The 25341-nt window shown below is 66.8% G+C and carries 25 protein-coding genes; 14 read left to right on the top strand and 11 right to left on the bottom strand.

Features of this window, described 5'->3' with window-relative positions; genetic code table 11:
• The first annotated feature begins 158 nt into the window (after positions 1-158).
• A complete protein-coding gene (gene gltA / locus HMPREF2886_RS06925) occupies positions 159-1445 on the top strand; it encodes a citrate synthase (protein ID WP_003087400.1) in 1287 nt (428 codons plus the stop codon).
• A gap of 115 nt (positions 1446-1560) precedes the next feature.
• On the opposite strand, the gene HMPREF2886_RS06920 is transcribed toward gltA, so the two are convergent.
• The 3 genes from HMPREF2886_RS06920 to HMPREF2886_RS06910 form a co-directional block, all read right to left on the bottom strand.
• Positions 1561-2169, bottom strand: a complete 609-nt coding sequence (locus HMPREF2886_RS06920; protein WP_083318529.1) for an START domain-containing protein — start codon at positions 2167-2169, stop codon at positions 1561-1563.
• A 133-nt stretch (positions 2170-2302) separates the two neighbouring features.
• Positions 2303-2557: a YkgJ family cysteine cluster protein gene (locus HMPREF2886_RS06915; RefSeq protein WP_003087397.1), complete on the bottom strand. Its 255-nt coding sequence runs from the start codon at positions 2555-2557 to the stop codon at positions 2303-2305.
• Positions 2558-2660: 103 nt separating this feature from the next.
• A complete protein-coding gene (locus HMPREF2886_RS06910) occupies positions 2661-3416 on the bottom strand; it encodes a hypothetical protein (protein WP_070747001.1) in 756 nt (251 codons plus the stop codon).
• Between the two features lie 115 nt (positions 3417-3531).
• Between HMPREF2886_RS06910 and HMPREF2886_RS06905 the strand changes: the two genes are divergently transcribed.
• On the top strand, positions 3532-3873 hold the full coding sequence (locus tag HMPREF2886_RS06905; protein ID WP_003104394.1) for a DMT family protein: 342 nt from the start codon (positions 3532-3534) through the stop codon (positions 3871-3873).
• Positions 3874-3879: 6 nt separating this feature from the next.
• Here HMPREF2886_RS06905 and HMPREF2886_RS06900 read toward each other — a convergent pair whose 3' ends face one another.
• Positions 3880-4746 carry an NAD(P)-dependent oxidoreductase gene (locus HMPREF2886_RS06900; RefSeq protein ID WP_003104396.1) on the bottom strand — a complete coding sequence of 289 codons (867 nt, stop codon included), beginning with the start codon at positions 4744-4746 and terminating at the stop codon, positions 3880-3882.
• Between the two features lie 103 nt (positions 4747-4849).
• Between HMPREF2886_RS06900 and HMPREF2886_RS06895 the strand changes: the two genes are divergently transcribed.
• Positions 4850-5401, top strand: coding sequence for a 3'-5' exonuclease (locus tag HMPREF2886_RS06895; RefSeq protein WP_042168372.1), 552 nt, complete (start codon positions 4850-4852; stop codon positions 5399-5401).
• Between the two features lie 94 nt (positions 5402-5495).
• Positions 5496-5777 (top strand): pyrimidine/purine nucleoside phosphorylase, encoded by a 282-nt coding sequence (locus tag HMPREF2886_RS06890; protein ID WP_003087375.1) that lies wholly within the window; start codon positions 5496-5498, stop codon positions 5775-5777.
• Positions 5778-5894: 117 nt separating this feature from the next.
• On the opposite strand, the gene HMPREF2886_RS06885 is transcribed toward HMPREF2886_RS06890, so the two are convergent.
• Both HMPREF2886_RS06885 and HMPREF2886_RS06880 read right to left on the bottom strand, forming a co-directional pair.
• Positions 5895-6491 (bottom strand): DUF1287 domain-containing protein, encoded by a 597-nt coding sequence (locus HMPREF2886_RS06885; RefSeq protein WP_070746999.1) that lies wholly within the window; start codon positions 6489-6491, stop codon positions 5895-5897.
• Positions 6492-6501: 10 nt separating this feature from the next.
• On the bottom strand, positions 6502-7647 hold the full coding sequence (locus HMPREF2886_RS06880; RefSeq protein ID WP_070746997.1) for an ATP-NAD kinase family protein: 1146 nt from the start codon (positions 7645-7647) through the stop codon (positions 6502-6504).
• Between the two features lie 209 nt (positions 7648-7856).
• Here HMPREF2886_RS06880 and HMPREF2886_RS06875 point away from each other — a divergent pair, with 209 nt between their 5' ends.
• Entirely contained in the window at positions 7857-8036 is a 180-nt protein-coding gene (locus tag HMPREF2886_RS06875) for a PA1571 family protein (protein WP_003104406.1), read from the top strand.
• 68 nt (positions 8037-8104) lie between these two features.
• Here HMPREF2886_RS06875 and HMPREF2886_RS06870 read toward each other — a convergent pair whose 3' ends face one another.
• Entirely contained in the window at positions 8105-8986 is an 882-nt protein-coding gene (locus tag HMPREF2886_RS06870) for a LysR substrate-binding domain-containing protein (protein ID WP_058017179.1), read from the bottom strand.
• Positions 8987-9363: 377 nt separating this feature from the next.
• Between HMPREF2886_RS06870 and HMPREF2886_RS06865 the strand changes: the two genes are divergently transcribed.
• From HMPREF2886_RS06865 to HMPREF2886_RS06845, 6 genes are all read left to right on the top strand, one after another.
• Complete coding sequence (locus HMPREF2886_RS06865; RefSeq protein ID WP_042168363.1) at positions 9364-10725, top strand: MFS transporter; 1362 nt, start codon at positions 9364-9366, stop codon at positions 10723-10725.
• 55 nt (positions 10726-10780) lie between these two features.
• Complete coding sequence (locus tag HMPREF2886_RS06860) at positions 10781-11134, top strand: RidA family protein (RefSeq protein WP_023086403.1); 354 nt, start codon at positions 10781-10783, stop codon at positions 11132-11134.
• 10 nt (positions 11135-11144) lie between these two features.
• Entirely contained in the window at positions 11145-12542 is a 1398-nt protein-coding gene (locus HMPREF2886_RS06855; RefSeq protein ID WP_033974516.1) for an FAD-dependent oxidoreductase, read from the top strand.
• A 151-nt stretch (positions 12543-12693) separates the two neighbouring features.
• Positions 12694-12882 carry a hypothetical protein gene (locus HMPREF2886_RS33010; RefSeq protein ID WP_071546606.1) on the top strand — a complete coding sequence of 63 codons (189 nt, stop codon included), beginning with the start codon at positions 12694-12696 and terminating at the stop codon, positions 12880-12882.
• 127 nt (positions 12883-13009) lie between these two features.
• Complete coding sequence (locus HMPREF2886_RS06850; RefSeq protein WP_039028174.1) at positions 13010-14374, top strand: glutamine synthetase family protein; 1365 nt, start codon at positions 13010-13012, stop codon at positions 14372-14374.
• A 68-nt stretch (positions 14375-14442) separates the two neighbouring features.
• Positions 14443-15753, top strand: a complete 1311-nt coding sequence (locus HMPREF2886_RS06845) for an NAD(P)/FAD-dependent oxidoreductase (RefSeq protein WP_033976287.1) — start codon at positions 14443-14445, stop codon at positions 15751-15753.
• A gap of 31 nt (positions 15754-15784) precedes the next feature.
• Here the strand turns inward: HMPREF2886_RS06845 and tusA are convergent, their stop codons facing one another.
• Together tusA and rlmM are read right to left on the bottom strand one after the other, a co-directional pair.
• Positions 15785-16024: a sulfurtransferase TusA gene (gene tusA, locus HMPREF2886_RS06840; RefSeq protein ID WP_003105999.1), complete on the bottom strand. Its 240-nt coding sequence runs from the start codon at positions 16022-16024 to the stop codon at positions 15785-15787.
• Positions 16025-16108: 84 nt separating this feature from the next.
• Complete coding sequence (gene rlmM, locus HMPREF2886_RS06835) at positions 16109-17167, bottom strand: 23S rRNA (cytidine(2498)-2'-O)-methyltransferase RlmM (protein ID WP_003087345.1); 1059 nt, start codon at positions 17165-17167, stop codon at positions 16109-16111.
• 326 nt (positions 17168-17493) lie between these two features.
• On the opposite strand from rlmM, the gene acnA reads away from it, so the two are divergent.
• On the top strand, positions 17494-20226 hold the full coding sequence (gene acnA / locus HMPREF2886_RS06830; RefSeq protein WP_039028173.1) for an aconitate hydratase AcnA: 2733 nt from the start codon (positions 17494-17496) through the stop codon (positions 20224-20226).
• A gap of 372 nt (positions 20227-20598) precedes the next feature.
• Positions 20599-22164 carry a methyl-accepting chemotaxis protein gene (locus HMPREF2886_RS06825; protein ID WP_039028172.1) on the top strand — a complete coding sequence of 522 codons (1566 nt, stop codon included), beginning with the start codon at positions 20599-20601 and terminating at the stop codon, positions 22162-22164.
• A 37-nt stretch (positions 22165-22201) separates the two neighbouring features.
• On the opposite strand, the gene cprA is transcribed toward HMPREF2886_RS06825, so the two are convergent.
• Both cprA and HMPREF2886_RS06815 read right to left on the bottom strand, forming a co-directional pair.
• Entirely contained in the window at positions 22202-23359 is a 1158-nt protein-coding gene (gene cprA / locus HMPREF2886_RS06820) for a cationic peptide resistance protein CprA (RefSeq protein ID WP_003087328.1), read from the bottom strand.
• Between the two features lie 88 nt (positions 23360-23447).
• The gene (locus HMPREF2886_RS06815) at positions 23448-24080 is read right to left on the bottom strand and encodes an alpha/beta hydrolase family protein (RefSeq protein WP_039028171.1); all 633 of its coding nucleotides are present in this window, start codon (positions 24078-24080) and stop codon (positions 23448-23450) included.
• A 186-nt stretch (positions 24081-24266) separates the two neighbouring features.
• On the opposite strand from HMPREF2886_RS06815, the gene ccoN reads away from it, so the two are divergent.
• Positions 24267-25341, top strand: a 1075-nt coding sequence (gene ccoN, locus HMPREF2886_RS06810) for a cytochrome-c oxidase, cbb3-type subunit I (protein WP_070603727.1), incomplete at its 3' end; no start/stop codon positions are given.

Genomic DNA, 25341 nt, shown 5'->3' with positions numbered 1-25341 from the left:
TAAAAGGCGTAAATAGCCCCCTTTTTCTGCGAAAACCCCGCAACGGAAGGCTCTACGGCATGGATTCGCGCAAATTGACTTTCGAATTTATCCCTCTATAGTGGTGCGGGCCCTGCGTGGGGGGTACTGATGATTTCAAGCATAAATAGGAGGCCATCATGGCTGACAAAAAAGCGCAGTTGATCATCGAGGGCTCAGCCCCCGTCGAACTGCCCGTCCTATCCGGTACCATGGGTCCCGATGTAGTGGATGTACGGGGCCTCACCGCCACGGGCCACTTCACCTTCGATCCTGGCTTCATGTCGACCGCCTCCTGCGAGTCGAAGATCACCTATATCGACGGCGACAAAGGCGTCCTCCTCCATCGCGGCTACCCCATCGAACAACTGGCGGAGAAATCCGACTACCTGGAAACCTGCTACCTGCTGCTGAACGGCGAGCTGCCCACCGCCGCGCAGAAGGAACAGTTCGTCGGCACCATCAAGAACCACACCATGGTTCACGAGCAGCTGAAGACCTTCTTCAACGGCTTCCGCCGCGACGCCCATCCGATGGCCGTGATGTGCGGCGTGATCGGCGCCCTCTCGGCCTTCTACCACGACTCCCTGGACATCAATAACCCGAAGCATCGCGAAGTCTCCGCGCATCGCCTGATCGCCAAGATGCCGACCATCGCCGCCATGGTGTACAAGTACTCCAAGGGCGAGCCGATGATGTATCCGCGTAACGACCTGAACTACGCGGAAAACTTCCTGCACATGATGTTCAACACCCCCTGCGAGACCAAGCCGATCAGCCCCGTGCTGGCCAAGGCCATGGACCGCATCTTCATTCTCCACGCCGACCACGAGCAGAACGCCTCCACCTCCACGGTGCGTCTGGCCGGCTCCTCCGGCGCCAATCCGTTCGCCTGCATCGCCTCCGGCATCGCCGCCCTGTGGGGACCGGCCCATGGCGGCGCGAACGAAGCGGTGCTGCGCATGCTCGACGAGATCGGCGACGTGTCCAACATCGACAAGTTCGTCGAGAAGGCCAAGGACAAGAACGATCCGTTCAAGCTGATGGGCTTCGGCCATCGCGTCTACAAGAACTTCGACCCGCGCGCCAAGGTCATGAAGCAGACCTGCGACGAGGTCCTCCAGGAACTGGGCATCAACGACCCGCAACTGGAACTGGCGATGAAGCTGGAAGAAATCGCCCGCCACGATCCCTACTTCGTGGAACGCAACCTGTACCCGAACGTCGACTTCTACTCGGGGATCATCCTCAAGGCGATCGGCATTCCGACCAGCATGTTCACCGTGATCTTCGCCCTGGCGCGTACCGTCGGCTGGATCTCGCACTGGCAGGAAATGCTCTCCGGCCCCTACAAGATCGGTCGCCCGCGCCAACTCTATACCGGCCACACCCAGCGCGACTTCACCGCCCTCAAGGATCGCGGCTGAAACCCGTCACGCCCGGCGAGAAAGGCTGCCTCGGCAGCCTTTTTTGTGTCCGCCCCATTTCCGCCGGACACAAAAAAACCGCCCTGGAGGCGGTCTTTTTGCAAGGAAGGCGCGCTCAGCGCTTCTCGGCGGCGCTACGCAGTCCCTTGAGGGTGTTCAGCGGCGCGTCGACCACGAAGCTGTTGGCCAACCAGGAAGGAATGCTGCCACCCGGCTCGGTTTCCACCTGGTAGGTCACTTCCGTCACGCCCTGCCCCTTCGGTTGCAACTTCCACTCGCCGACCAGCTTGGGCACGCGGATCTGGCCCTTTTCCTCGGGGATATAGGTCGGATCGGCCTTCAGGTGACGGATCACAGTGCCATCCGCAGTCTTCTCGGTGGTGACATGGATGACCACGTCGCGACCGGTGACCGGCCAAGGCATGTCGATCTTCGAGTAGGTCCAGGCGTCGGCGCCTTCCTGCTTCAGGAGCTTCATCTCGGCGCAGGCGTGGATCCACTTGCAGGAACCCTTGACGTCCTCCTGCAGCGCCTCGATGGTCGCCACGTCGGCCTTGATGTCGGTAACGCCGCGATAAGCCTTGTACTTGGAGCCCTGGACACTGCTGAGGTAGACCTTCACGCCATCCTCGTCCTTGGCCAGCTTCCAGTCTTCGGCCAGCACATTGCCGGCCACCCCGAGCACTGCGGCAGCCAGCACGGTCATACGCAAAATGCCACGCATCGTTCCTGTTCCTCTCTTTATGGTTATTTTCGGTTCGCCGGCCGGGCGGTCGACGCCCTGCAAGCCGCGATCCTGAGCCTTCGGCGCAGGATGCGCAGCAGTATGGCGTGAGACAGCCAGACTTCCAACCCGTTCACGCGGCAGTGATGACTTCCCACTCCGCGATCAGGGCCAGCGCCTGCTCACGGCTGTCGCCGCAGATTTCCGGATCGGCGCCGAACTGGCCGCATACGGCCGGTCGCTCCGGTCGGCCGAACAGCCCGCAGAGATGGTTTTCGTCCAGGTGCAGGCAGCGTACGCCCGCGGGCTTGCCGGCCGGCATGCCCGGCAGCGGAGAGGAAATCGACGGTGCTATGCAGCAGGCGCCGCAGCCGGCTCTACATTGCATGGGAAGGATCTCGCCCGAAAGTTGACAGCGGAGCGGCCAGGACAGCCGTCCAGAACGGGCGCAAAGAATACGGAGCGGCCAGGCCGCCGCCAAGCCCGGCGGATCAGCGGCGCGTTTCCGCCTCGAGACGCGCGCTGCGAAGCTGCCACTGCTCGCGGTTGCCGGCAGCGAACAGCCAGGCCCTGGCCGACTCCGTCGCAGCCCGCCATTGCACGCGGCCCGGCTCGCGCAGGTCGAGGGATTGCGCCGCCGTCGAGTAGCCGAGGAAGGCGTTGCCAGCGGAGCTCCAGTAGCCGGCGACCCCGCCCGGCAAGCCCCAGGAGCGACCTTCCGCCTGGTCATCGACGATACCGGACAAGCGCTCCCCCGCTCCACGCCGCCAGGACAGGGCGACCCGGTTCAGCTCGCTGTCCGCCAGCGCGACGCGCACCTCCACGCCGCCCTGGCGCGGCTCGAACGACAGCTCGTAGGCGCTGAGCCGGCCATCGGCGCAGCGCAGGTGCCCCTTCAGGGACAAGCGTCGACCGACCAGTTCGAAGCTCTCCAGGCTCTGCTCCTGGCAGCGCAACTGCAGGCGACCGGCGCTTTCCCGCCCGGCCCCGAGAAAACCGCCCTCGCTCTCCCACAACGGCGGCCGAGCGCTACCCGCCACTGACAGGGCGAGGCTCTTGCCGCCCCAGCTCAAGCGGTATTCGCCCAGGTCGAAATCGCGCGGGATGGCAAACGCCGGCGGCACCCGCAGCTCGCTCCACAGAGCCGGCTCCCGCGACGCCCGGCTCGCCCACCAGGCGGCCGCCAGCACGACGGCCAGCCCGCTCAAGGCGAGCCCCCAGACCAGCGAGCGTTTGTGCAACCGCATACCTTTCATCCTTTTCCGAGCACCTGCCCCTACCGGTCGATGCCTGCCCACTTGGATTTATCGCCGCAGCCAATTAGGCTGCGGCGCCGTCCCAATCCCCCGGAGCCCACCCATCATGCCCGTCTGGCTGCAAACCGCCTTGTTGCTAGCCTGTTCCAACCTGTTCATGACCTTCGCCTGGTATGGTCATCTGAAGACTCTCAACAGCAAGCCCTGGATCATCGCCGCCCTGATCAGTTGGGGTATCGCGCTGTTCGAATACCTGCTGCAGGTACCGGCCAACCGCATCGGCTACACCGAACTCTCGGTCGGCCAACTGAAGATCATGCAGGAAGTCATCACCTTGGCGATCTTCGTCCCGTTCAGCGTCTACTTCATGCAGCAGCCGCTGAAACTGGACTACCTCTGGGCCGGCCTGTGCCTGCTCGGCGCGGTGTACTTCATCTTCCGCGCCTGAGCTGCGTCACGAACGCAGCCGGGCGATCAGGCTGGAGGTATCCCAACGACCGCCGCCCATCGCCTGCACTTCGGCGTAGAACTGGTCGACCAGCGCCGTGACCGGCAACTGCGCGCCGTTGCGCCGCGCCTCGGCGAGCAGGATCGACAGGTCCTTGCGCATCCAGTCCACGGCGAAACCGAAGTCGAACTCTCCGGCCAGCATGCTCTGGTGGCGGTTTTCCAGTTGCCAGGACTGGGCCGCGCCCTTGCCGATCACCTGCATCGCCGCCTCGCCATCGAGACCGGCGCACCGGGCGAAGTGCAGCGCCTCGGCCAGGCCCTGGAGCAGCCCCGCGACGCAGATCTGGTTGACCATCTTGGTCAATTGCCCGCTACCCACGTCGCCCATTCTCCGGACCATCCGCGCATAGCTGCGCAACAGCGGTTCGGCGCGTCGATAGAAGGCCTCCTCGCCACCGACCATCACCGTCAGGGCGCCGTTGACCGCGCCCGCCTGGCCGCCGGAGACCGGCGCGTCGAGAAAGCCCAGCTCACGCTCGGCAGCCAGCAGCGACAGCTCGCGGGCGACTTCCGCCGAAGCGGTGGTATGGTCGACGAACAGGCTGCCCGGCGCCATTCCGGCGAAGGCGCCCTGCTCGCCCAGCGCCACGGCACGCAGGTCGTCGTCGTTACCGACGCAACAGAACACCAGCTCGGCGCCAGCACAGGCCTCGCGCGGCGTATCGGCGCGCCGTCCGGCGTACTCCTCGACCCAGCGCAGCGCCTTGGCCGACGAGCGATTGTAGACACAGACGTCGTAGCCCTCTCGTTGCAGGTGCCCGGCCATCGGGTAACCCATCGTGCCCAGGCCGAGAAATGCGACCGCAGTCATTCCGTCATCTCCTCGAAATCCGACCCCGCAGCCTAGCACAGCGGTTTGCCGAGGTCCGGAAGCCCCGCCATACTCAGCGCGGACCCTGATATGGATAGCTCCGATGCCTCACTGGCTGGTAATCGACCTGGAGGCCACCACCGCGGAAGGCGGCTGGCCCCTGGAGGAAATGGAAATCATCGAGATTGGCGCCACCCTGGTCGCCGCCGCGGACGCCCGCGAACTGGACCATTTCCAGCGTTTCGTACGGCCGGTCAGGCGGCCGCTGCTGACCCACTTCTGCCGCGACCTCACGCATATCAGCCAGGCCAGCGTCGATGGCGCAGCCCATCTCGATACGGTCTGGGAAGCCTTCGAGCGCTGGCTCGCCCAGCATCGTCCGCGACTGGCCGGCTGGGCCAGCTGGGGCGACTACGACCGCCGCCAGCTGGAGCAGGAATGGCGCCAGCACGGGCTGACCAGCCAGCTCAGCGAAGTGCCGCACGTCAATCTCAAGCAACGCTTCGGCGAAGTCCGCCAGTTGCCCCGCCCAGTCGGCCTGAACGCGGCCCTGCAACTGGCCGGGATGAGTTTCCAGGGCCAGCAGCACCGCGCCCTGGAGGATGCCCGCAATACCGCACGGCTGCTGCCGCTGGTACTGCCGGTGGAGCATTGAAGGAGGCCCGCGCCGCCTAGTGACGCCTTTCCGAGGCTTGGGCATACTGGCGGGCCTTTTCAAACCCGCCTGTTCACCCCTTCAGGAGAAGCCCATGTTCAAGGTCAACGAATACTTCGACGGCACCGTCAAATCCATCGCCTTCGACATGACCGCCGGCCCGGCCACCATCGGCGTGATGGCGGCAGGCGAATACGAGTTCGGCACCAGCCAGCTGGAGATCATGCATGTGGTCGCCGGCGCGCTGACGGTCAAGCTGCCGGGCAGCGACGAGTGGCAGGAATACGCCAGCGGCAGCCAGTTCACCGTCCCGGCGAACAGCAAGTTCCAGCTCAAGGTCGCCCAGGACACCGCCTACCTCTGCGAATACCGCTGAGCCCGGGCAGACAGGAAAACCGGCCGCAGGCCGGTTTTTTCTTGCCCGTCGTCCAGCGGCTGTGGCGGAGGAATCGAGCTGCGCTCATCCGCCGCTGGAGCGGCTTGCCCAGCCCATTCAGCCCTGCGGGAAGCGGTAGTGGCCGATGACCTGGTAGCGGAACAGCAGGTCTTCTTCCCGCACGCCGGCACCGATGTTGTGCAACACCAGCGGCCTGCCATCCAGCCTGCGATCGGAAAGCACGCCGATATGCAGCAGGCCGTTGTCCAGGCGCCAGGCGACTATGTCTCCGGCCCGGTAGGCGGAAGCGTCGCGGCTCGGCGCCAGGGCCAGGCCCTGGCGGCCGAACCAGGTCATCAGGTTCGGTACGCGGCGGTGATCGATGTTGCGGTCGGTACCTTTCATCCCCCATTGCTGCGGGTAGGCCGCGAAGTGGCGACGCATGTCCTCGTGCACCGCCTTCTGTAGATCCAGCCCCTGTCCGCGCAGCGCACGGATCACCACGTCGGTGCAGACCCCGGTCTGCAGCGGCACGTCGCCGCCCGGATAGTCCAGTTGCCGGTAGGCCGGGTCGTAGCCCAGGGTCACGCCCACCTGGGCACGCGCCGCATCCACCAGTCGCTGCGGTTCGACCGCAGCGGCCGCCGCCAGCGGCAGTCCGAGCATAGCGAGCAGCAACAGGCGGCGCAGCGCGCCGGATACGTCCTTGTCCATCCTTCTCCTCCTAGGCGCCCGCGGGCGCGTCCTGATCCTTCGCGTATCCCAGCGGATACAGCAGTTCTTCCTTGTAGCCGGCCCAGACCCGGATGGCGTCCGGGAAGCTGTCGTCCAGCACCGGGTCGCCGCTGTCGACCAGCAACGGCCGGCCCCCGAGGGTCCCCAGCTTGCGCTTGGTGGCGACCACCCGCATGCGCTCCAGGCCGATGGCGCGCAACACCCGGGGACTGATCTGCTGGTTGCCGCGACCGATCACGTGGCCCTGGCCGCCGATGGCGGTGACCAACAGGAACGCCGGATGACCGTCCACCAGTTCGAACAGCCGCGCCTCGTCGACGTCGCGGGCGATCACCGCGCCATTCTCCAGCACGTCGACGCCCAGCAGGGTGGTTTCCAGGCCGAGGTTGCGCGCCAGGCCGTGCAGGGTCGAGCCCGGTCCGAGCACATAGCGCACGCCGTCTTCCCAGCTTTCCGCCAGCCAGTCGGCGAGATCCACCAGCACCAGCTCCTCGGACTCCATCCCTGCCTGCTTCACGTGCTGCATGAAGTGGCCCTCCTCCGGCACCGTCATCTCGCCGTACCAACGCGCGGCGACGCGGCCGGCGCGCAGCGCCTCTTCGTCGAGGTCGCGCACCTCGCCGCTGGCCAGGCGCACCAGGCCGCCCTCCACCAGGCGCCTGGCCAATTCGCCGGCCGCGCGTGGACTGATGGCGTAGACCCCGGAGTGGATCTTCACCCCGGCCGGAATGCCGAGTACCGGCTGTTGCTCGCACACCACTCCGGCAACATCCCGTGCTGTGCCATCACCACCGGCGAACAGGATCAGGGCGACGCCGGCCTCCTGCAGGCGCTCGATCGCCAACCGGGTATCAGCCGCGCTGCTGACCGCTCCCTGCAATTCGCCGAGCAAGCGATGGCGGAAGCCCATGCGCTCGAGCAACTCGCCGCCCATGGCCCCGGGAAAGGTCAGGAACTCGATCTTCTCGACCAGCGGCAACAGGCACTCCAGGGCTACCCGGGTGCGCTCCAGCGCACGTGGCTCGGCGCCTCTGGCCAGGGCCTCGGCGGCCACCCCGTCGCTACCCTTCAAGGCGACCGGGCCACCCAGCCCGGCCAGGGGGTTGACCACCAACCCCAGGCGAAACATGTCCATACTCATCCTCGGGCGAACTCCAGGGCGCCCATACCGGTCGGACCACTATAACCAGAAAAACCCAGCGGTAGCCGGCAAGCTGGCACGCCGGCTGCAAGATTGCTATGGTCCATGGCTTTCGCGTTGGAGCGACACGACATTCGCCGTTTGTCACGGCGGTTTCATCTGCGCTCCCTAGACTGCCGATAAACCTGATGAGGAGACGGGCAATGAATTCGCAACACACCGATACCGCCAAGCGCCGCGTGATCCCCTTCAATACGCAGCAGCACACCGGTGGCGCCATCATCGACGCCCAGGGCCGGGAAATCCCGATCACCGAGGTGATGATCCAGCGCGCCTGCCGCGAGCTGGACAGGTCCCTGGAGCAGGAACAGAAGCAGGCCTGAGCGCCCGCCAGCACGACTTCGAAGCCCGGCCTCCGCCGGGCTTTTTTTCGCTTGCGCGAAGCCGCGCCCTAGCGGGGCGCCGGCAGGTCCTCGCCGACCAGGTCGAGGAAGGTCTCGACGATCCGCCGCGAACGCTGTTCGCGCAGGCACACCAGGGTCTCGGTCAGGCGTCGCTGGCAATCGACGATGGGTAGCGCATGGACCCGCGCGTCGGCGCCGAACTCCGCGGCCGACACCACCCCCACGCCGATCCCCGCCACCACCGCCTCGCGCGAGGCCTCGCGGCCCTCGACCTGGATCGCCGGACGGATCCGCAGGCCGGCGCGGCTCATCTCCTCCTCCAGGGTCTGGCGGGTCACCGAGCCCTGCTCGCGCAGCACCAGCGGCATGTCGTCGAGATCGGCGAGCCGGATCGACTCGCGCCCGGCCCACGGATGGCTGAGCGAAACGAAGGCGACGATCGGGTCGTTGCGCAGGGTCAGCGAAAGCAACCGCTCGTCGCTGACATCCCGGCCCAACAGGGCCAGGTCGGCCTGGTAGCTGAACAGTCGCTGCAGAGACTCGTCGGTATTGCCGGTCTCCACCCGCACCGCAATGCCCGGATAGCGCTCGCAGAAACGCGCGATCTGCGGCAATACGTGCACCGGCGCATCCACCGCCAGGGTCAGGGTGCCGGTCTGCAGGGCGCTGGAGGCGGACAACAGCTCCTCCGCCTCGGACTCGATGGCGAACAGCCGCTGGGTCACCGCGAGCAGGCGCTCGCCCAGTTCGCTCAGGCGCACCGAGCGCTTGTTACGGTGGAACAGCAGCACGCCGTAACGCTCCTCCAGCTTGCGCACCTGGTCGGAAACCGCCGGCTGGGTGAGAAACAGGCGCTCGGCGGCGCGCGTGAAGCTGCCGTACACGGCGACCGCATGGAAAGCCTTCAACTGCGCATGGGATACCGACATGGACCTTCACCATTCCAGACAGGACAAGGGGTTTCGCGCCATGGGCGGCGCACACGGGAATGACCGTTCGGTCAACTTCCTCGACCCACGCCGCGCCAGGCTTACGGATAAACAAGTAAAACTTATATTTAAAATTTGATAAATCGATTTCATTTATTTATCCGGAATTGTTTCCATCGCTTCACCACAGCGCGCCAGCGCCTCGGCAGCCAGCCCCTGCCAGGGCAGCCGCAACCCTTACCCAGGAGGTGAAGCCGACTCCAGACCCCTCTGACCAGGCACCGCGACATGGCGGTGCGGAAGTGCTCATCAGAACAACAACAAGGCGTGTTCCCCTCACACCTGCCGGCACCGATAACAAGATCGAGGTCAGAACCATGAATCAACGTCCCGGGACGGCGCTGCCGTCCTCTCCCGTGTCCAGCTTCCAGCGCTGGCGCCTGCAGATATTCGCGATCACCTGGCTGGCCTACGCCGCCTTCTATTTCACCCGCAAGGCCTTTTCCGTCGCCAAGCTCGGCATCGCCGAAGACCCGGGCTTCCAGTTGGACAAGATGGCGATGGCCGACCTCGACGCCATCTACCTCGCCGCCTATGCCGTCGGCCAGTTCACCTGGGGCGTGCTGGCCGACCGCTTCGGCCCGCGCATCGTGGTGTCCGGCGGCCTGCTGATCTCCGCACTGGCCGCGCTGGTCATGGGCACCTTCGCCACCCTGCCGATCTTCGCCACCTGCATGGTGGTCCAGGGACTGGCGCAGTCCACCGGCTGGTCGGGGCTGTGCAAGAACATCGGCAGTTTCTTCGCCACCCACGAACGCGGTCGGGTGCTCGGCCTGTGGAGCACCTGCTACGCCTTCGGCGGCCTGGTCGCCTCGCCGTTCGCCGGCTGGTGGGCGTACAGCGTGTTCGGTACCTGGCACGCGGCGTTCTACTCCAGCGCCGCGGTGGTCGGCGGCGTGGCCCTGCTGTTCCTGTTGTTGCAGCGCAACCGCCCGGAGGACGTCGGCCATCCACCCGTCGAACCGCAGGTCGCGAGCGAGGCCGTGCGCTATGCCGGCTTCAGGCCGGAAGGCGGCAACGGCGGCAGCCTGCAGGTGCTCGCCAAGGTGGTGCGCAACCGCACGGTGCTCTGCCTCGGTCTGGCCTACTTCCTGCTCAAGCCGGCGCGCTACGCGATCCTCCTGTGGGGCCCGGTGATCGTCTACGAACGCATGCCGGCGCTCGGCAAGGTCGGCGCGGCGATCGTTCCGACCGCCTTCGAGGTAGCCGGCCTGCTCGGCCCGATCCTGATCGGTTTCGCCTCGGACAAGCTGTTCGGCGCACGGCGCATGCCGGCCTGCGTCATCAGCCTGCTGGCGCTGACCGTCTGCCTGGCGCTGTTCGTCCCGGCGATGGCCACCGGCAGCATTCCGGTGGTGGTCGGCCTGCTGTTCATGATGGGACTGACCCTGTACGGCCCGGACTCGATGATCTGTGGCTCCGCCGCCATCGACTTCGGCACCAGCGAGGCCGCCGGCACCGCCTCCGGCTTCGTCAATGGCTGCGGTTCGGTGGGCGCGATCCTCGGCGGTCTGTTGCCCGGCTATTTCGACACCTACACGGTGTTCATCGGCTTCACCATCGCAGCCCTGATCGCCACCGCAGTGCTCCTCCCGCACTGGAACAGCCGGCCCGGCGGCGCACGGGAAAGCCTGCGGAATATCCCCAGCCTGGCGGACTTCCGTCCCATCCGCTCCTGACCGTCCGCGGCGGGAACCTCCGCCGCGCCCTTCTCCACGAACCGGGAACCCCCTCATGCACATCGAACGTTTCGAAGTCGTCAAGCGTCGGGCCGAGATGGCCCTGCACGGCAACACGGTCTACATCGGCGGCCAGGTCGCAGACGACCCCAGCGGTGACATCCAGGACCAGACCCGCCAGGTCCTGGAGAACATCGACCGGCTGCTCCAGAGCGTCGGCAGCGACCGCGGCCAGGTGCTCTCGGTACGCATACTGCTAGCCCACCGGGAGGACTACGCCGGTCTCAACCAGGTCTGGGACCAGTGGTTTCCCGAAGGCCGGGCGCCGACCCGCGCCTGTAGCCTGGCCGAGTTGATCGACCCGCGCTGGCGGGTGGAAATGATCGTCGTCGCCGCCCGCCCGCAGTGAGAGCACAACCATGACCTTCCGACCCTTCTGGCTGGACCAGGCCCTACGCTCCGAACATGCGGCCCCCTGCCCGCCGCTGGCCGGGGATACCCGCGCCGACCTGTGCATCGTCGGCGGCGGCTACACCGGCCTGTGGACCGCCATCATGCTCAAGGAGCACGATCCCGGGCTCGACGTGGTGCTGGTCGAGGCCGACCTCTGCGGCGCCGGCGCCAGCGGCCGCAACGGCGGCTGCGCGCTGTCCTGGTCGGCCAAGTTCTTCACCCTGGAACGACTGTTCGGGCTAACCGAGGCGATCCGCCTGGTCAAGGCCTCCGAGGACAGCATCCGGGCCATCGGCGCCTTCTGCCAGCGCTACGACGTCGAGGCCGACTACCGGCTGGACGGCACCCTCTATACCGCCACCAACCCGGCCCAGGTCGGCAGCACCGACAGCGTGATCGCCGCCCTGGAGCGCCACGGCATCAACTCCTTCGCCAAGCGCCCGCTGGCCGACGTGCAGCGCCTGGCCGGCTCGCGCAGGCACCTGGAAGGCTGGTTCTCGCCGGCTGCCGCGACGGTGCAGCCAGGCAAGCTGGTTCGCGGTCTGCGCCGGGTCGCCCTGCAACTGGGGGTACGCCTGTACGAAGGCACGCCGATGCGAGGACTGGAGCACGGCCGCCCGGCGGAAGTGGTCACCCCCCACGGGCGGGTCGTCGCCGACCGCGTGGTGCTGGCGCTGAACGCCTGGATGGCGAGGGCCTTCCCGCAGTTCGAACGCAGCGTGGCGATCGTCTCCAGCGACATGCTCATCACCGAGCCACGACCGGACCTGCTGCAGGAGATCGGACTGACCAGCGGGGTCAGCGTGCTCGACTCGCGGATCTTCGTGCATTACTACCACAACACACCGGACGGCCGGCTGATGCTCGGCAAGGGCGGCAACACCTTCGCCTACGGCGGACGCATGCTGCCGGTGTTCGACCGCCCCTCGCCGTATCTCGGGCAACTGCGCGGCAGTTTGCGGGAGTTCTTCCCCGAGTTCGCCGAGGTCGCCATCGAGGCCAGTTGGAACGGCCCATCGGATCGCTCGGTGACCGGCCTGCCGTTCTTCGGCCGGCTCGACGGCCGCGACAATGTGTTCTACGGCTTCGGCTACTCCGGCAGCGGCGTCGGCCCATGCCACATGGGCGGGCAGATCCTTTCTTCGCTGGCGCTCGGCCTGGACAATCCCTGGACCCGTTCGCCGCTGACCCAGGGGCCGCTCGGCCGCTTCCCGCCGGAGCCGATCCGCTATGTCGGTTCGCTGATGGTGCGCAACGCGATCCGTCGCAAGGAGCACGCCGAAGACGCCGGCCGGCGCCCGCGTCATCTCGACGTACGCCTGGCCAGGTTCGCCGCCGCCGCGGGCAAGGCCGACAAGGGTTGAGCCGCTTTCCGGGCGCCTCTTCAGCCCATTCGGGGGCGCCCTTCTTTTTCCTTCGGTTTCGATTTCGCTCAAGCAAAGGTCGTAAAAAGCGCATTTAATTCACCCGTCAGCCTGTGCGAGGCTGTTCCAACCCCTGGCCCAGTTTTCCTTCATGCACCTACCGACGACGCGCACCCTGCCCTACCAGCCTTCCGCCAACCCGGCCGGAACGCCCGCGTGTCTACCCCGCAAGCACAGCCGCTGGCTGGAACTGGAGCCGCTCTCCCTCCCTCTCGAACTGGCCTTCTGGGCGCTCTGGCATTGCCGTCACGCGCGTCCGCCGGACGCTCGTCACGCCTGATATCCCTCCGGCCCCGCGCAACGGTGGGGCCGGCCTGCCGCTTGCATGCCGTTCCGCGACGCTGCCGTCGCCGGAGCGACGCTGCGAGCGTCGCGACGCTACCGGACAAGACCGACAAGAGAGCCCCATGAACTTCGCCTGCGAACAAGAAGCCCAGGATTTCCTGGCCGCCAATCCCGATATCGAACTCTTCGAACTGTTCATCCTCGACGCCAATGGCGTGCCACGCGGCAAGCTGCTGCACCGCGACGAACTGCTGGCCGTCTACCGCAGCGGCCGGCCGCTGCCGAGCACCATCCTGGGGCTGACGATGAACGGCGAGGATGTCGAGGACTCCGGCCTGGTCTGGGACGTCGGCGACATCGACTGCCGCGCCTACCCCCTGTCCGGCAGCCTGGTGCGCCTGCCCTGGCGACAGATCCCGACGGCGGCGGTGCAGGTCAGCATGCACCCGAGCGAGGGCCTGCCCGCCAGCGTCGCCGATCCGCGACACCTCCTGGTGCGAACCATCGACGCGCTGAAGAGCGAGGGCTATCACCCGGTGATGGCTGCCGAGCTGGAGTTCTACCTGCTCGACCGTGAGCGCGACGCCAACGGCCGCCCGCAACCGGCCCGCGACGCCGATGGCGGCCGCCCGCGGGCGACCCAGGTCTACGGCCTGCGCGAACTGGAGCAGATCGAGCCGTTCCTCGCCGACCTCTACGCTGCCTGCAAGGCGCAGGGCCTGCCGGCGCGCACGGCGATCTCGGAATACGCCCCGGGCCAGGTGGAAATCACCCTCGACCACGGCGACGCCCTAGTCGCCATGGACCAGGCGATCCGCTACAAGCGCCTGGTCAAGGGCGTCGCGCACAAGCACGGGATGCTCGCCTGCTTCATGGCCAAGCCGTTCGACGATCTGGCCGGCACCGGCATGCACCTGCACGTCAGTCTGGCCGACGAACAAGGCAACAACCTGTTCGCCAGCGACGACCCCGCCGGCACGCCTTTGCTGCGCCAGGCGGTCGGCGGCATGCTCGCCAGCCTGCTCGACTCGCTCCTGCTGTTCTGCCCCAACGCCAACTCCTACCGGCGCTTCCAGGCCAACAGCTACGCGCCGCTGGCGCAGACCTGGGGCGTCGACAACCGCACCGTGAGCCTGCGCGTGCCGGGCGGCCCGGCCTCCAGTCGGCATATCGAGCACCGCATCTGCGGCGCCGACGCCAACCCCTACCTGGCCGCCGCGGCGCTCCTCGCCGGAATCCACCGCGGCATCCGCGAAGGCATCGATCCGGGCGCGCCGGTGGAGGGCAATGGCTACGCCCAGGCCGGCAAGCGCCTGCCCACCGACTGGCTGACCGCCCTCGACGCCCTGCAAGGCTCCGAGTGGGCGCGGGAAGCCTTCGGCGAGCCGTTCCTCGGCGTCTACCTGGCGGTGAAGCGCGCGGAATACCGGCAATTCATGGGCGAGGTCGGCGAGCAGGACTGGCGCTGGTACCTGACCCAGGCCTGAGATCCCCGCCCCGCCCGCATACGGCGGCGCGCCGGCAGGACGCGCCGCACCGGAACAAGGAATACCCGATGAACGCAGCAATCCATCCCCGTCCGGCCGCGGAACGCGCGCCGTCCTACTACGCCGCCACGCTCAACGAGGAAACCGACTATCCGACCCTGCTGGGCGCGGTGACGGTCGACATCGCCATCATCGGTGGCGGCTTCACCGGCGTCGCCACGGCGGTCGAACTGGCCGAGCGTGGCTACAAGGTTGCCCTGGTCGAGACCCATCGCATCGGCTGGGGCGCCAGCGGGCGCAACGGCGGTCAGGTCACCGGCAGCCTGTCCGGCGACGCGGCGATGCACAAGCAGATGCGCCGATGGCTGGGCGCCGAGGTCGAGGACTTCATCTGGCACCTGCGCTGGCGTGGCCACGAGATCATCCGCCAGCGGGTGGAGAAGTACGGCATCGCCTGCGACCTTCGCCATGGCCACCTGCACGCGGCGATGAAGGCCAGCCACATGGGCGAGCTGCAGGCCTCCTACGAGGAAGCGGTGCGCCGCGGCATGGGCGACCAGGTGGTCCTGCTGGACAAGGCCGGCGTCCAGGCCCACCTGGAGACCGAGCTGTACTGCGGCGCGCTGAAGAACACCCGCAACATGCACCTGCACCCGCTCAACCTGTGCATCGGCGAGGCCAGGGCGGCGGCCGGCCTCGGCGCGCTGATCTTCGAACATTCCGAGGTGCTGGATATCGTCCACGGCCCGCGGCCGGCGGTGATCACCCGCGAGGGAAGGATCGAGGCGCAGCAGATCCTGCTTGCCGGCGATGTCTACCACAAGCTCGAACGCAGGCAGCTCAAGGGCATGATCTTCCCGGCCATGGGAGGGATCGTCACCACCCGCCCGCTGGGCGAGCTGGCACGGGAGATCAACCCGCAGGGGCTGGCGGTCTACGATTGCCGCTTCGTCCTCGATTACTACCGCCCCACCGCCGACGGCCGCCTGCTGTTCGGTGGCGGCGCCAACTACTCGGGCCGCGACTCGCGGGACATCGCCGCCGAGCTGCGACCATGCATCGAGCGCACCTTCCCGCGCCTGAAGGGCGTGGAGATCGAGTTCCAGTGGAGCTGCGCCATGGGCATCGTGATGAACCGGATCCCCCAGCTCGGCAAGCTCTCCGACAACGTCTGGTACTGCCAGGGCTACTCGGGGCATGGCGTGGCCACCAGCCACATCATGGGCGAGATCATGGCCAAGGCGATGAGCGGGAACCTGGAGCAGTTCGACACCTTCGCCCGTTGCAAGCACCTCAGGGTGCCGCTGGGCGACCTCTTCGGCAATCCGATGCTGGCCGCCGGTATGTGGTACTACCAGCTCATGGAGAAGCTGCGCTGAAGCGCGAGGGATGGCGGGGTCCACGGAAGGCCTAGTCGGCCTTCTTGCGGATCCAGTAGAGATAGGTGCCCGCCTCTTCCTGCTGCTCGACCAGCTCGTGGCCGAGGAACACGCAGAACTTGGGGATGTCGCGGCGGGTCGAGGGATCGGTGGCGATCACCTTGAGCAGGCCGCCGGGCGCCAGGTCGCGGACCTTGTTGTGCAGCATCATCACCGGCTCGGGACAGTTCAGGCCGGTGGCGTCGAGAATGGCGTCGACAGAATGGGTCATCGGGAAACTCCGCAACAGAATCCGCGCATTGTCGCGCATGCGGCGCGGCCGGTCACCTGTCCCCGACCGGAACGCCGCCGCCTCTCAGCGTTCGAGGCGGCGCAGATGGCAGGTCACTTCCTCGCGATCGTGATACAGCTGCTTGCAGCCGATCGCCACCTTCAGGCCGCGCGCGTCGAAGCTCTCGCGCAGGCGCTGGAGGATCTTGCGCACCTCGGCGTAGCGCTGCTTCATCGGCAGCTTGAGGTTGACCACCGCCTCGCGGCAAAGCCCTTCGCCGATCCAGGTCTCGATCAACGCACCGGTGCGTGCCGGTTTCTCGACGATGTCGCAGACCATCCAGTCGACCCGCTGGCGCGGGCGGTACTGGTAGCCGTCGACCTTCTGGTGGTCGACCAGCCCGGAATACATCAGGTTCTCCGCCATCGGCCCGTTGTCCACGGCGGTCACCCGCATCTCCCGGTTCACCAGTTGCCAGGTCCAGCCGCCCGGCGCCGCGCCGAGGTCCACGGCGAGCATGTCCGGCGCCAGGCGCTTGTCCCATTCGCTGCGCGGGATGAACTGGTGCCAGGCTTCCTCCAGCTTCAGCGTCGAACGGCTCGGCGCCTCGCGGGGAAACTTCAGGCGCGGGATGCCCATCGGCCAGAGCGCGCTGTTGCGCGGCTCGGCGAGGCCGACGAAGACTTCCCGGCCGGAGCGGAAGGTCAGCAGCAGGCGCGGCAGCGCCGGATCCTCCTGCAACCGTCCGGCCTTCACCAGCGCGGCGCGCAGCGGTTTCTCGAACTTGCGGCAGAAGGTCGAGACCTCCTTGCCGGCATTGGTGTCCAGCACCTCCAGCCAGAGGCTGCCGCAGACCGGATAACTCGCCAGTTCCGCCAGCAGCACCTCGATGCGCTGGCTTTCCGGCAATTCGATGAAGCCGGGCCCGCGCGCCCACTGGCGCGGGAAGATCAAGTCGGCGAAACGCAGGCGGCGCATCAGGCGCTCGGCGCCGTCGGCGTCCTGGCAGACGAACTCGACGTGGGCGCTGGCCGGCTTGCTCTTGGCGTAGCCGGGAATCTCGAGAGTGGCTGCATGCTCGGCGATTTCGGCGCAGACTTCACCTTCGAAGCCTGGCCGGCAGTGCATCAACAGGGTATTCATGGGGTTGTCTCCTTGGCCGCGCACTATAGTGCCGGGCATGCCTCAAGGGAACTGCAGCGACCGTTCGTCGGTCCAGTGTATATGGCAGGAGCCCTCGAGCCGGTCTAGCTTGAAGGTTTCGAACAACGCTATCCCAAAGTCTGACTCTCGCCAGCGGCCGGTACCGATGGGATCGGGCCACCGCGCATTACCAAGGTAACGGCACCCTGGCGTCCGCGGACGCCGCGGGTCCCGGGCGAAGCCAGGCACTATCGGCTCGACGACGGGCCTGGCGTCAGGACGAGGCCAGGCCCGCCGCCCCCGGGCCCGCCGTGAGGAAATCAGAAATGCCTGCTTTGGACAGCCTGAAAACCCTTCGCAGTCTCGCTGTGGACGGCAAGACCTACCACTACTACAGCCTCCCGGAAGCCGCCCGGACCCTGGGCGATCTCGGCAAGCTGCCGATGTCGCTGAAGGTCCTGCTGGAAAACCTCCTGCGCTGGGAGGACGGCAGCACCGTCACCGGCGACGACCTCGAGGCCCTCGCCGGCTGGCTCAGGGAGCGCCGCTCCGACCGCGAGATCCAGTACCGCCCGGCGCGGGTCCTGATGCAGGACTTCACCGGGGTTCCCGCGGTGGTCGACCTGGCCGCCATGCGCGCGGCCATGGCCAAGGCCGGCGGCGACCCGCAGAAGATCAACCCGCTGTCGCCGGTGGACCTGGTCATCGACCACTCGGTGATGGTCGACAAGTTCGCCAGCGAATCGGCCTTCGAACAGAACGTCGAGATCGAGATGCAGCGCAACGGCGAACGCTACGCCTTCCTGCGCTGGGGCCAGAACGCCTTCGACAACTTCAGCGTGGTACCGCCGGGCACCGGCATCTGCCACCAGGTCAACCTGGAGTACCTGGGTCGCACGGTCTGGACCAAGGAAGAGGATGGCAGGACCTACGCCTTCCCCGACACCCTGGTCGGCACCGACTCCCACACCACCATGATCAACGGCCTCGGCGTGCTCGGCTGGGGTGTCGGCGGCATCGAAGCGGAAGCCGCCATGCTCGGCCAGCCGGTGTCGATGCTGATCCCCGAGGTCATCGGCTTCAAGCTCACCGGCAAGCTGCGCGAGGGGATCACCGCCACCGACCTGGTGCTGACCGTCACGCAGATGCTGCGCAAGAAGGGCGTGGTGGGGAAATTCGTCGAGTTCTACGGCGATGGCCTGGCCGACCTGCCCCTGGCGGACCGCGCCACCATCGCCAATATGGCCCCGGAATACGGCGCCACCTGCGGCTTCTTCCCGGTGGACGAGATCACCCTCGGCTACCTGCGCCTGTCCGGGCGCCCGGAAAGCACGGTCAAGCTGGTCGAGGCGTACAGCAAGGAACAGGGCCTGTGGCGCGAGAAGGGCCACGAGCCGGTATTCACCGACACCCTGCACCTGGACATGGGCGAAGTCGAGGCCAGCCTGGCCGGACCGAAGCGCCCGCAGGACCGCGTGGCCCTGCAGAACGTCGCCAGCGCCTTCAACGAGTTCCTCGGCCTGCAGTTGCAGCCGTCCAGCACCGAGGAAGGCCGCCTGCTCAGCGAGGGCGGCGGCGGCACCGCGGTCGGTGCCAACGCCGCCTTCGGCGAGATCGACTACCAGCACGACGGCCAGACCCACCGCCTGAAGAACGGCGCGGTGGTGATCGCCGCCATCACCTCCTGCACCAACACCTCCAACCCCAGCGTGATGATGGCCGCCGGCCTGCTGGCGAAGAAGGCGGTGGAGAAAGGCCTGCAACGCAAGCCCTGGGTGAAGAGCTCGCTGGCGCCGGGGTCCAAGGTGGTCACCGACTACTTCAAGGCCGCCGGCCTGACCCGCTACCTCGACGAACTCGGCTTCGACCTGGTCGGCTACGGCTGCACCACCTGCATCGGTAACTCCGGTCCGCTGCTGGAGCCGATCGAGAAAGCCATCCAGCAGGCCGACCTGACCGTCGCCTCGGTACTCTCCGGCAACCGCAACTTCGAAGGCCGCGTGCACCCGTTGGTGAAGACCAACTGGCTGGCCTCGCCGCCGCTGGTGGTGGCCTACGCCCTGGCCGGCAGCGTGCGGATCAACCTCAGCGAGGAACCGCTGGGCACCGGCAAGGACGGCCAGCCGGTCTACCTGAAGGACATCTGGCCGAGCCAGAAGGAAATCGCCGAGGCGATCCAGAAGGTCGACACCGAGATGTTCCACAAGGAGTACGCCGAGGTCTTCGCCGGCGACGAGAAATGGCAGGCGATCCAGGTGCCGCAGTCGGACACCTACGAGTGGCAGGCCGACTCCACCTACATCCAGCATCCACCGTTCTTCGAGCACATCGCCGAGGCGCCGCCGGCCATCGCCGACGTCGAGCAGGCGCGGGTGCTGGCGGTGCTGGGCGACTCGGTGACCACCGACCACATCTCCCCCGCCGGCAACATCAAGGCCGACAGCCCGGCCGGCCGCTACCTGCGCGAGCACGGCGTGGAACCGAAGGACTTCAACTCCTACGGCTCCCGTCGCGGCAACCATGAGGTGATGATGCGCGGCACCTTCGCCAACATCCGCATCAAGAACGAGATGCTCGGCGGCGAGGAAGGCGGCAATACCCTGTACGTGCCCAGCGGCGAGAAACTGGCGATCTACGACGCGGCCATGCGTTACCAGCAGGACGGCACCCCGCTGGTGATCGTCGCCGGCAAGGAATACGGCACCGGCTCGTCGCGCGACTGGGCGGCCAAGGGCACCAACCTGCTGGGCGTGAAGGCGGTGATCGCGGAGAGCTTCGAGCGCATCCACCGCTCCAACCTGGTCGGCATGGGCGTGCTGCCGTTGCAGTTCGAGAACGGCCAGGACCGCAAGAGCCTGAAGCTGACCGGCAAGGAGGTGCTGAACATCCGCGGCCTCGGCGGCGAACTCAAGCCGCACATGCCGCTCAGCGTGGAAGTGACCCGCGAGGACGGCAGCCAGGACAGCTTCAAGGTCCTCTGCCGCATCGACACCCTCAACGAGGTCGAGTACTTCAAGGCCGGCGGCATCCTCCACTACGTGCTGCGCAGCATGCTCTGAGGCAGCGGCGGTACGCGCGCAGGGGTGGCTTCGGCCACCCCTTTTTCATTCCGGCGCCCGGGGCGGCGGGCGCTTCGCAGGACGAACGCCGCCCCGGCGTCATCCGCCGATACCCCGCAGGACCGGCGGATGACCGCCTCGCACTAGTCCGCCCGCGCTGCTCCCAGCCCATGTGCGCCGCCGGAAACGACACGAAACCGTAACGCATTGACCTCCATCAGCGAATCCGCCATCTATCCGACCAGGCGGTCGGTTCTCATGCTTTGGGTCAATAGCTATCTGTTTTTCCTCGTGAAAGCATTCACAAATCCCTCATGTGAAAGGCGTTTTCGCCGATGCAGAGGTAAATGCTTCACTTGTTTTGGAAGGCCCATGCGCAACAATCAGCCCATCACCCAGCACGAGCGCGTCTATCCGGCGGAACAACGCCTGATCACCACCACCAATCTCAAAGGCATCATTACCTACTGCAACGAAGCCTTCATCGACATCAGCGGCTTCAGTCGCGAGGAGCTGATGTCCGCGCCGCACAACCTGATCCGTCACCCCGACGTCCCGCCGGCGGTGTTCGCCCACATGTGGACCACTCTCAAAGCCGGCCGCCCGTGGATGGGGATCGTCAAGAACCGCTGCAAGAACGGCGATCACTACTGGGTCAGCGCCTATGTCACGCCGATCTACGACCAGGGCGCGGTGGTCGGCTACGAGTCGGTGCGGGTCAAGCCGACCGCCGAACAGATCCAGCGCGCCGAGGCCCTCTACCGTCGCCTCGGCGCCGGCAAGCCGGCGATCCCCCGGCGCGACCGCTGGCTGCCGGTACTGCTCGACTGGCTGCCGTTCATCCTGATCAGCCAGATCGGCTTCCTCATCGGTATCTGGCTGAACTCCTGGTGGGGCTTCATCCTCGCCGGCCTGCTCGCCATTCCGCTCGGCCTGGCCGGACTGCGCTGGCAGAAGCGCGGGCTGAAGCGCCTGATGCGGCTCGCCGAACAGACCACCTCCGACCCATTGATCGCGCAGATGTACACCGACAGCCGCGGCGACCAGGCGCGCCTGGAAATGGCCATCCTCAGCCAGGACGCGCGCCTGAAGACCTGCCTGACGCGCCTGCAGGACACCGCCGAATACCTCACCGAGCAGGCGCGCCAGGCCGACACCCTGGCCCACCACAGCTCCGCCGGTCTGGAACAGCAGCGCGCAGAGACCGAGCAGGTAGCCACCGCGGTCAACGAGATGGCCGCCACCACCCAGGAAGTGGCGAACAATGTCCAGTTGACCGCCGACGCCACGCAGAAGGCCAACGAACTGACCTCGCGCGGCCGCGACATCGCCGCGGAGACGCGCAACGCCATCCAGCGCCTGTCGGAGTCGGTGGGCGAGACCGGGGCCGCGGTGAGTCGCCTGGCCCAGGACAGCAACGAGATCGGCGGCGTGGTCGATGTGATCAAGGGCATCGCCGATCAGACCAACCTGCTCGCCCTCAACGCCGCCATCGAGGCGGCGCGGGCCGGCGACCAGGGACGCGGCTTCGCCGTGGTGGCCGACGAAGTGCGCTCGCTGGCGCAACGCACCGCGGCCTCCACCGAGCAGATCCACCACCTGATCGCCAAGTTGCAGAACACCGCCAACGATGCGGTACATACCATGGAGAGCGGCCTGCAGCAGGCCGAGGCCGGGGTCCAGCGGGTGTTGGAAGCCGACAGCGCGCTGGTCGGCATCAGCGAGGCGGTCAGCAACATCACCGAGATGACCACCCAGATCGCCGCCGCCGCGGAGGAACAGAGCGCGGTGGCCGAGGAAATCAACCGCAACATCAGCACCATCGCCGCCCTGGCCGAGCAGACCTCCGACGAGGCGCTGCGCACGGCGAAACTGAGCGAGGAACTGACCACCACCGCGCAGAGCCAGTATTCCCTGGTCGAGCGCTTCAACCGCTGAGATCAGGCCGCGGGGAGGAAGCTCCCCGCGCCTGCCGTCACTTGAAGTCCCATTGCATCTGCGCCGGGATGCTCACCGCGCTGGACGACTGCACGCAGACGTCGAGGTAGTCGGTGAAGCGCGGCGGCGCGGAGATCCCCTCCTCCAGCAGACGGCTGTTGTCGAACAGGTAGTTGAGGTCGGCAAAGCCGCTGTACAAGCGCAACGCGCGCAGGACCAGACGCGGATTGGCCGGGCCGATGCGCGACTCGAAGCTTTTCGCCAGTTCCTTGAGGTCGTCCACCTCCACCTTGCGGTAGCGTTCGCCTACCGGCGCAGCCCCGTTGGCGCGGGCGAAGGCCTCGTCGATCTCGCCGAATGTGCAGGCGGCACGATGGCCGGCGGAGATATGGTAGAGGCTGTGCCCCAGGCACGGCTTCAGCGCCAGGCCGATCAACGCCTCGGCGCAGTAGTCGACCGGAATCACGTCGATCTGCTCGTCCAGACCGCAGGTGAAGCTTTCCAGGGCGAAGCCCATGCGGAAGACCCAGAAGATGCTACCGGAGGCCTGGCAGCCAAGGGTACGGTGGCCCACCACGATGGATGGCCGCGCTACCACCAGGGGCAGACCCGGCAGTTCCTCACGCATGCGCCGCTCGATTTCCGCCTTGGACGCGGTGTAGTCCACCAGTTGCTGCTCAGCCGCCGGGAATTCCCAGGACTCGCTGATCGGCGACTCTCGCTGCGGTCCGCAGCACATCGCGGTACCGACGTGGAGGAAACGCTTCAGTCGCTTCGAACGGCTCAGCACGTCGGCGAAGGCGAAAGTGCCGTCGACGTTGACCGGCCAGATGGTCGGGTTCTTCGAGAACGACGCTACGGCGGCGCAATTGATCACCCGCTCCACCTGCATCAGGCGCGGCGTCTCGCGGGCCAGCCAGGAGGTGTCGAGGAAATCGCCGCAGAGGATCTGCTCCGCCCGCAGTGCCAGGCAGTCGGCTTCATCGACGCCATGCATCAGCAGGTTGCCGCGCAGGCGTTCGAGCCCCTGCTGGCGGGATTCGGCGCGGACCAGGAAGGACAGGTTGGCGCCGTGCCCGGCGGCGATCAGTTGGGCGGCGACCGAACCGCCGAGAAAGCCGGTGGCGCCCGTCAGCAGGATGCGTTCGCGGGTATCGATAGCGGTGATCTGCTCACCGTCGGCATGCATGTTCATGTCTTCCCCCCTCAGAGAAGTCAGTCGCCCACGCCTCGATGCGAGGGTGGTTGCGCCGCAGCTTATGAGGGGATGCCTTAAGGAACCGTTAATGGCCCTGGAGCCCGCCAAGGAAACCGGCCACCTCCCGCGCCGTTGCCGCCAGGTGCTGCTCGTGGGTCAGGCCGGAGGCCTTCAGCGGCTTGAGGTCATGGTCCGCCGCGGCCAGCCAGTGCAGGCGGATCGTCGGCGCCAGCGCATAGCCCGCCACCGCCTCGCGGTTGCCCAGGGCATCGCGCTCGCCCTGGACGATCAGGGTCGGCGTGCGCAGCCCGGCGAGGTGCGCGACCCGCGGCTTCTCCGGCTTGCCGGCGGCGTAGAACGGGTAGCCGAGGCAGACCAGGGCATCCGCGTCCAGCTCGTCGGCCAGCAGGCTGGCCATGCGCCCGCCCATCGACTTGCCGCCCAGGGCCAAGGGCCCGTCCAGGGTCTCGCGGACCTGTGCATGGACTCGCCGCCAGCAGTCGAGCAACTGCGCCTGCGGGTTCGGCGGACGCTTGCGGCCGTCCTCGCGGCGCTGGGCCATGTAGGGAAACTCGAAGCGCGCGACGGCGATGCCCTGGGCGGCGAGCAGTTCGGCGATGCGCTCCATGAACGGGCTGTCCATCGGCGCCCCGGCGCCATGGGCGAGAATCAGGGTGGCCGACAGCGAGCCGGCCGGGCGGTTCCATTTCAGCGACAACTTGCCACACCTCGTATGCAGTGGGGGTCGGGAAGCCAATTGATCCCGATCAATATTTCATAACGGCCCATTATCCATGCTTCCTCTCGCTAATTACGCCAATTAGACCAGCCCCAATGGGGGGACGCCCGGCATCCCAACTGCCGGAAAAGCCATAGCGTATAACCGTGGATGGAAGCCCATAGCATGAGCACCACTAACCCAGAGTCCGCCTATAACTACAAGGTGGTCCGCCAATTCGCCATCATGACCGTGGTCTGGGGCATCGTCGGCATGACCGTCGGTGTCCTGATCGCCGCCCAGTTGGTATGGCCCGACCTGAACTTCGGCTTGCCGTGGACGAGCTTCGGCCGCCTGCGCCCGCTGCACACCAACGCGGTGATCTTCGCCTTCGGCGGTTGCGCACTGTTCGCCACCAGCTACTACGCGGTGCAGCGCACCTGCCAGGTGCGACTGTTCTCCGACACCCTCGCCTCCTTCACCTTCTGGGGCTGGCAACTGGTGATCCTGCTGGCCGCCATCAGCCTGCCGCTGGGCTACACCTCGTCCAAGGAGTACGCCGAGCTGGAGTGGCCGATCGACATCCTGATCACGGTGGTCTGGGTCGCCTACGCGGTGGTGTTCTTCGGCACCCTGGTCAAGCGCAAGGTCAAGCACATCTATGTGGGCAACTGGTTCTTCGGCGGGTTCATCCTCACCGTCGCCATGCTCCACGTGGTGAACAACCTCGAGCTGCCGGTGACCTTCACCAAGTCCTACTCGCTGTACGCCGGCGCCACCGACGCCATGGTCCAGTGGTGGTACGGCCACAACGCCGTGGGCTTCTTCCTCACCGCCGGCTTCCTCGGCATGATGTACTACTTCGTGCCCAAGCAGGCCGAGCGTCCGGTCTACTCCTACCGCCTGTCCATCGTCCACTTCTGGGCGCTGATCGCGGTGTACATCTGGGCCGGCCCGCACCACCTGCACTACACCGCGCTGCCGGACTGGGCGCAGTCGCTGGGCATGGTGATGTCGCTGATCCTCCTGGCACCGAGCTGGGGCGGCATGATCAACGGCATGATGACCCTCTCCGGGGCCTGGCATAAGCTGCGCGACGACCCGATCCTGCGCTTCCTGGTGGTGTCCCTGGCCTTCTACGGCATGTCCACCTTCGAAGGCCCGATGATGGCGATCAAGACGGTCAACTCGCTGTCCCACTACACCGACTGGACCATCGGCCATGTCCACGCCGGCGCCCTCGGCTGGGTGGCGATGATCT

The organism is Pseudomonas sp. HMSC066A08, from assembly GCF_001813025.1.
Lineage (GTDB): Bacteria > Pseudomonadota > Gammaproteobacteria > Pseudomonadales > Pseudomonadaceae > Pseudomonas > Pseudomonas aeruginosa.
The sequence above is the reverse complement of the archived record's forward strand: the minus strand, read 5'-3'. Positions and strand labels throughout refer to the sequence as shown.

Coding starts and splice junctions, on each gene's coding strand:
- HMPREF2886_RS33010 (WP_071546606.1), top strand. CDS start 12,694: ATGCACCTACCGACGACGCGCACCCTGCCCTACCAGCCTTCCGCCAAC.
- HMPREF2886_RS06850 (WP_039028174.1), top strand. CDS start 13,010: ATGAACTTCGCCTGCGAACAAGAAGCCCAGGATTTCCTGGCCGCCAAT.
- HMPREF2886_RS06910 (WP_070747001.1), bottom strand. CDS start 3,416: ATGCGGTTGCACAAACGCTCGCTGGTCTGGGGGCTCGCCTTGAGCGGG.
- HMPREF2886_RS06825 (WP_039028172.1), top strand. CDS start 20,599: ATGCGCAACAATCAGCCCATCACCCAGCACGAGCGCGTCTATCCGGCG.
- HMPREF2886_RS06905 (WP_003104394.1), top strand. CDS start 3,532: ATGCCCGTCTGGCTGCAAACCGCCTTGTTGCTAGCCTGTTCCAACCTG.
- HMPREF2886_RS06865 (WP_042168363.1), top strand. CDS start 9,364: ATGAATCAACGTCCCGGGACGGCGCTGCCGTCCTCTCCCGTGTCCAGC.
- tusA (WP_003105999.1), bottom strand. CDS start 16,024: ATGACCCATTCTGTCGACGCCATTCTCGACGCCACCGGCCTGAACTGT.
- HMPREF2886_RS06875 (WP_003104406.1), top strand. CDS start 7,857: ATGAATTCGCAACACACCGATACCGCCAAGCGCCGCGTGATCCCCTTC.
- HMPREF2886_RS06920 (WP_083318529.1), bottom strand. CDS start 2,169: ATGCGTGGCATTTTGCGTATGACCGTGCTGGCTGCCGCAGTGCTCGGG.
- HMPREF2886_RS06895 (WP_042168372.1), top strand. CDS start 4,850: ATGCCTCACTGGCTGGTAATCGACCTGGAGGCCACCACCGCGGAAGGC.
- rlmM (WP_003087345.1), bottom strand. CDS start 17,167: ATGAATACCCTGTTGATGCACTGCCGGCCAGGCTTCGAAGGTGAAGTC.
- HMPREF2886_RS06900 (WP_003104396.1), bottom strand. CDS start 4,746: ATGACTGCGGTCGCATTTCTCGGCCTGGGCACGATGGGTTACCCGATG.
- HMPREF2886_RS06890 (WP_003087375.1), top strand. CDS start 5,496: ATGTTCAAGGTCAACGAATACTTCGACGGCACCGTCAAATCCATCGCC.
- HMPREF2886_RS06870 (WP_058017179.1), bottom strand. CDS start 8,986: ATGTCGGTATCCCATGCGCAGTTGAAGGCTTTCCATGCGGTCGCCGTG.
- HMPREF2886_RS06915 (WP_003087397.1), bottom strand. CDS start 2,557: ATGCAATGTAGAGCCGGCTGCGGCGCCTGCTGCATAGCACCGTCGATT.
- gltA (WP_003087400.1), top strand. CDS start 159: ATGGCTGACAAAAAAGCGCAGTTGATCATCGAGGGCTCAGCCCCCGTC.
- HMPREF2886_RS06880 (WP_070746997.1), bottom strand. CDS start 7,647: ATGGACATGTTTCGCCTGGGGTTGGTGGTCAACCCCCTGGCCGGGCTG.
- HMPREF2886_RS06855 (WP_033974516.1), top strand. CDS start 11,145: ATGACCTTCCGACCCTTCTGGCTGGACCAGGCCCTACGCTCCGAACAT.
- HMPREF2886_RS06885 (WP_070746999.1), bottom strand. CDS start 6,491: ATGGACAAGGACGTATCCGGCGCGCTGCGCCGCCTGTTGCTGCTCGCT.
- HMPREF2886_RS06845 (WP_033976287.1), top strand. CDS start 14,443: ATGAACGCAGCAATCCATCCCCGTCCGGCCGCGGAACGCGCGCCGTCC.
- HMPREF2886_RS06860 (WP_023086403.1), top strand. CDS start 10,781: ATGCACATCGAACGTTTCGAAGTCGTCAAGCGTCGGGCCGAGATGGCC.
- cprA (WP_003087328.1), bottom strand. CDS start 23,359: ATGAACATGCATGCCGACGGTGAGCAGATCACCGCTATCGATACCCGC.
- acnA (WP_039028173.1), top strand. CDS start 17,494: ATGCCTGCTTTGGACAGCCTGAAAACCCTTCGCAGTCTCGCTGTGGAC.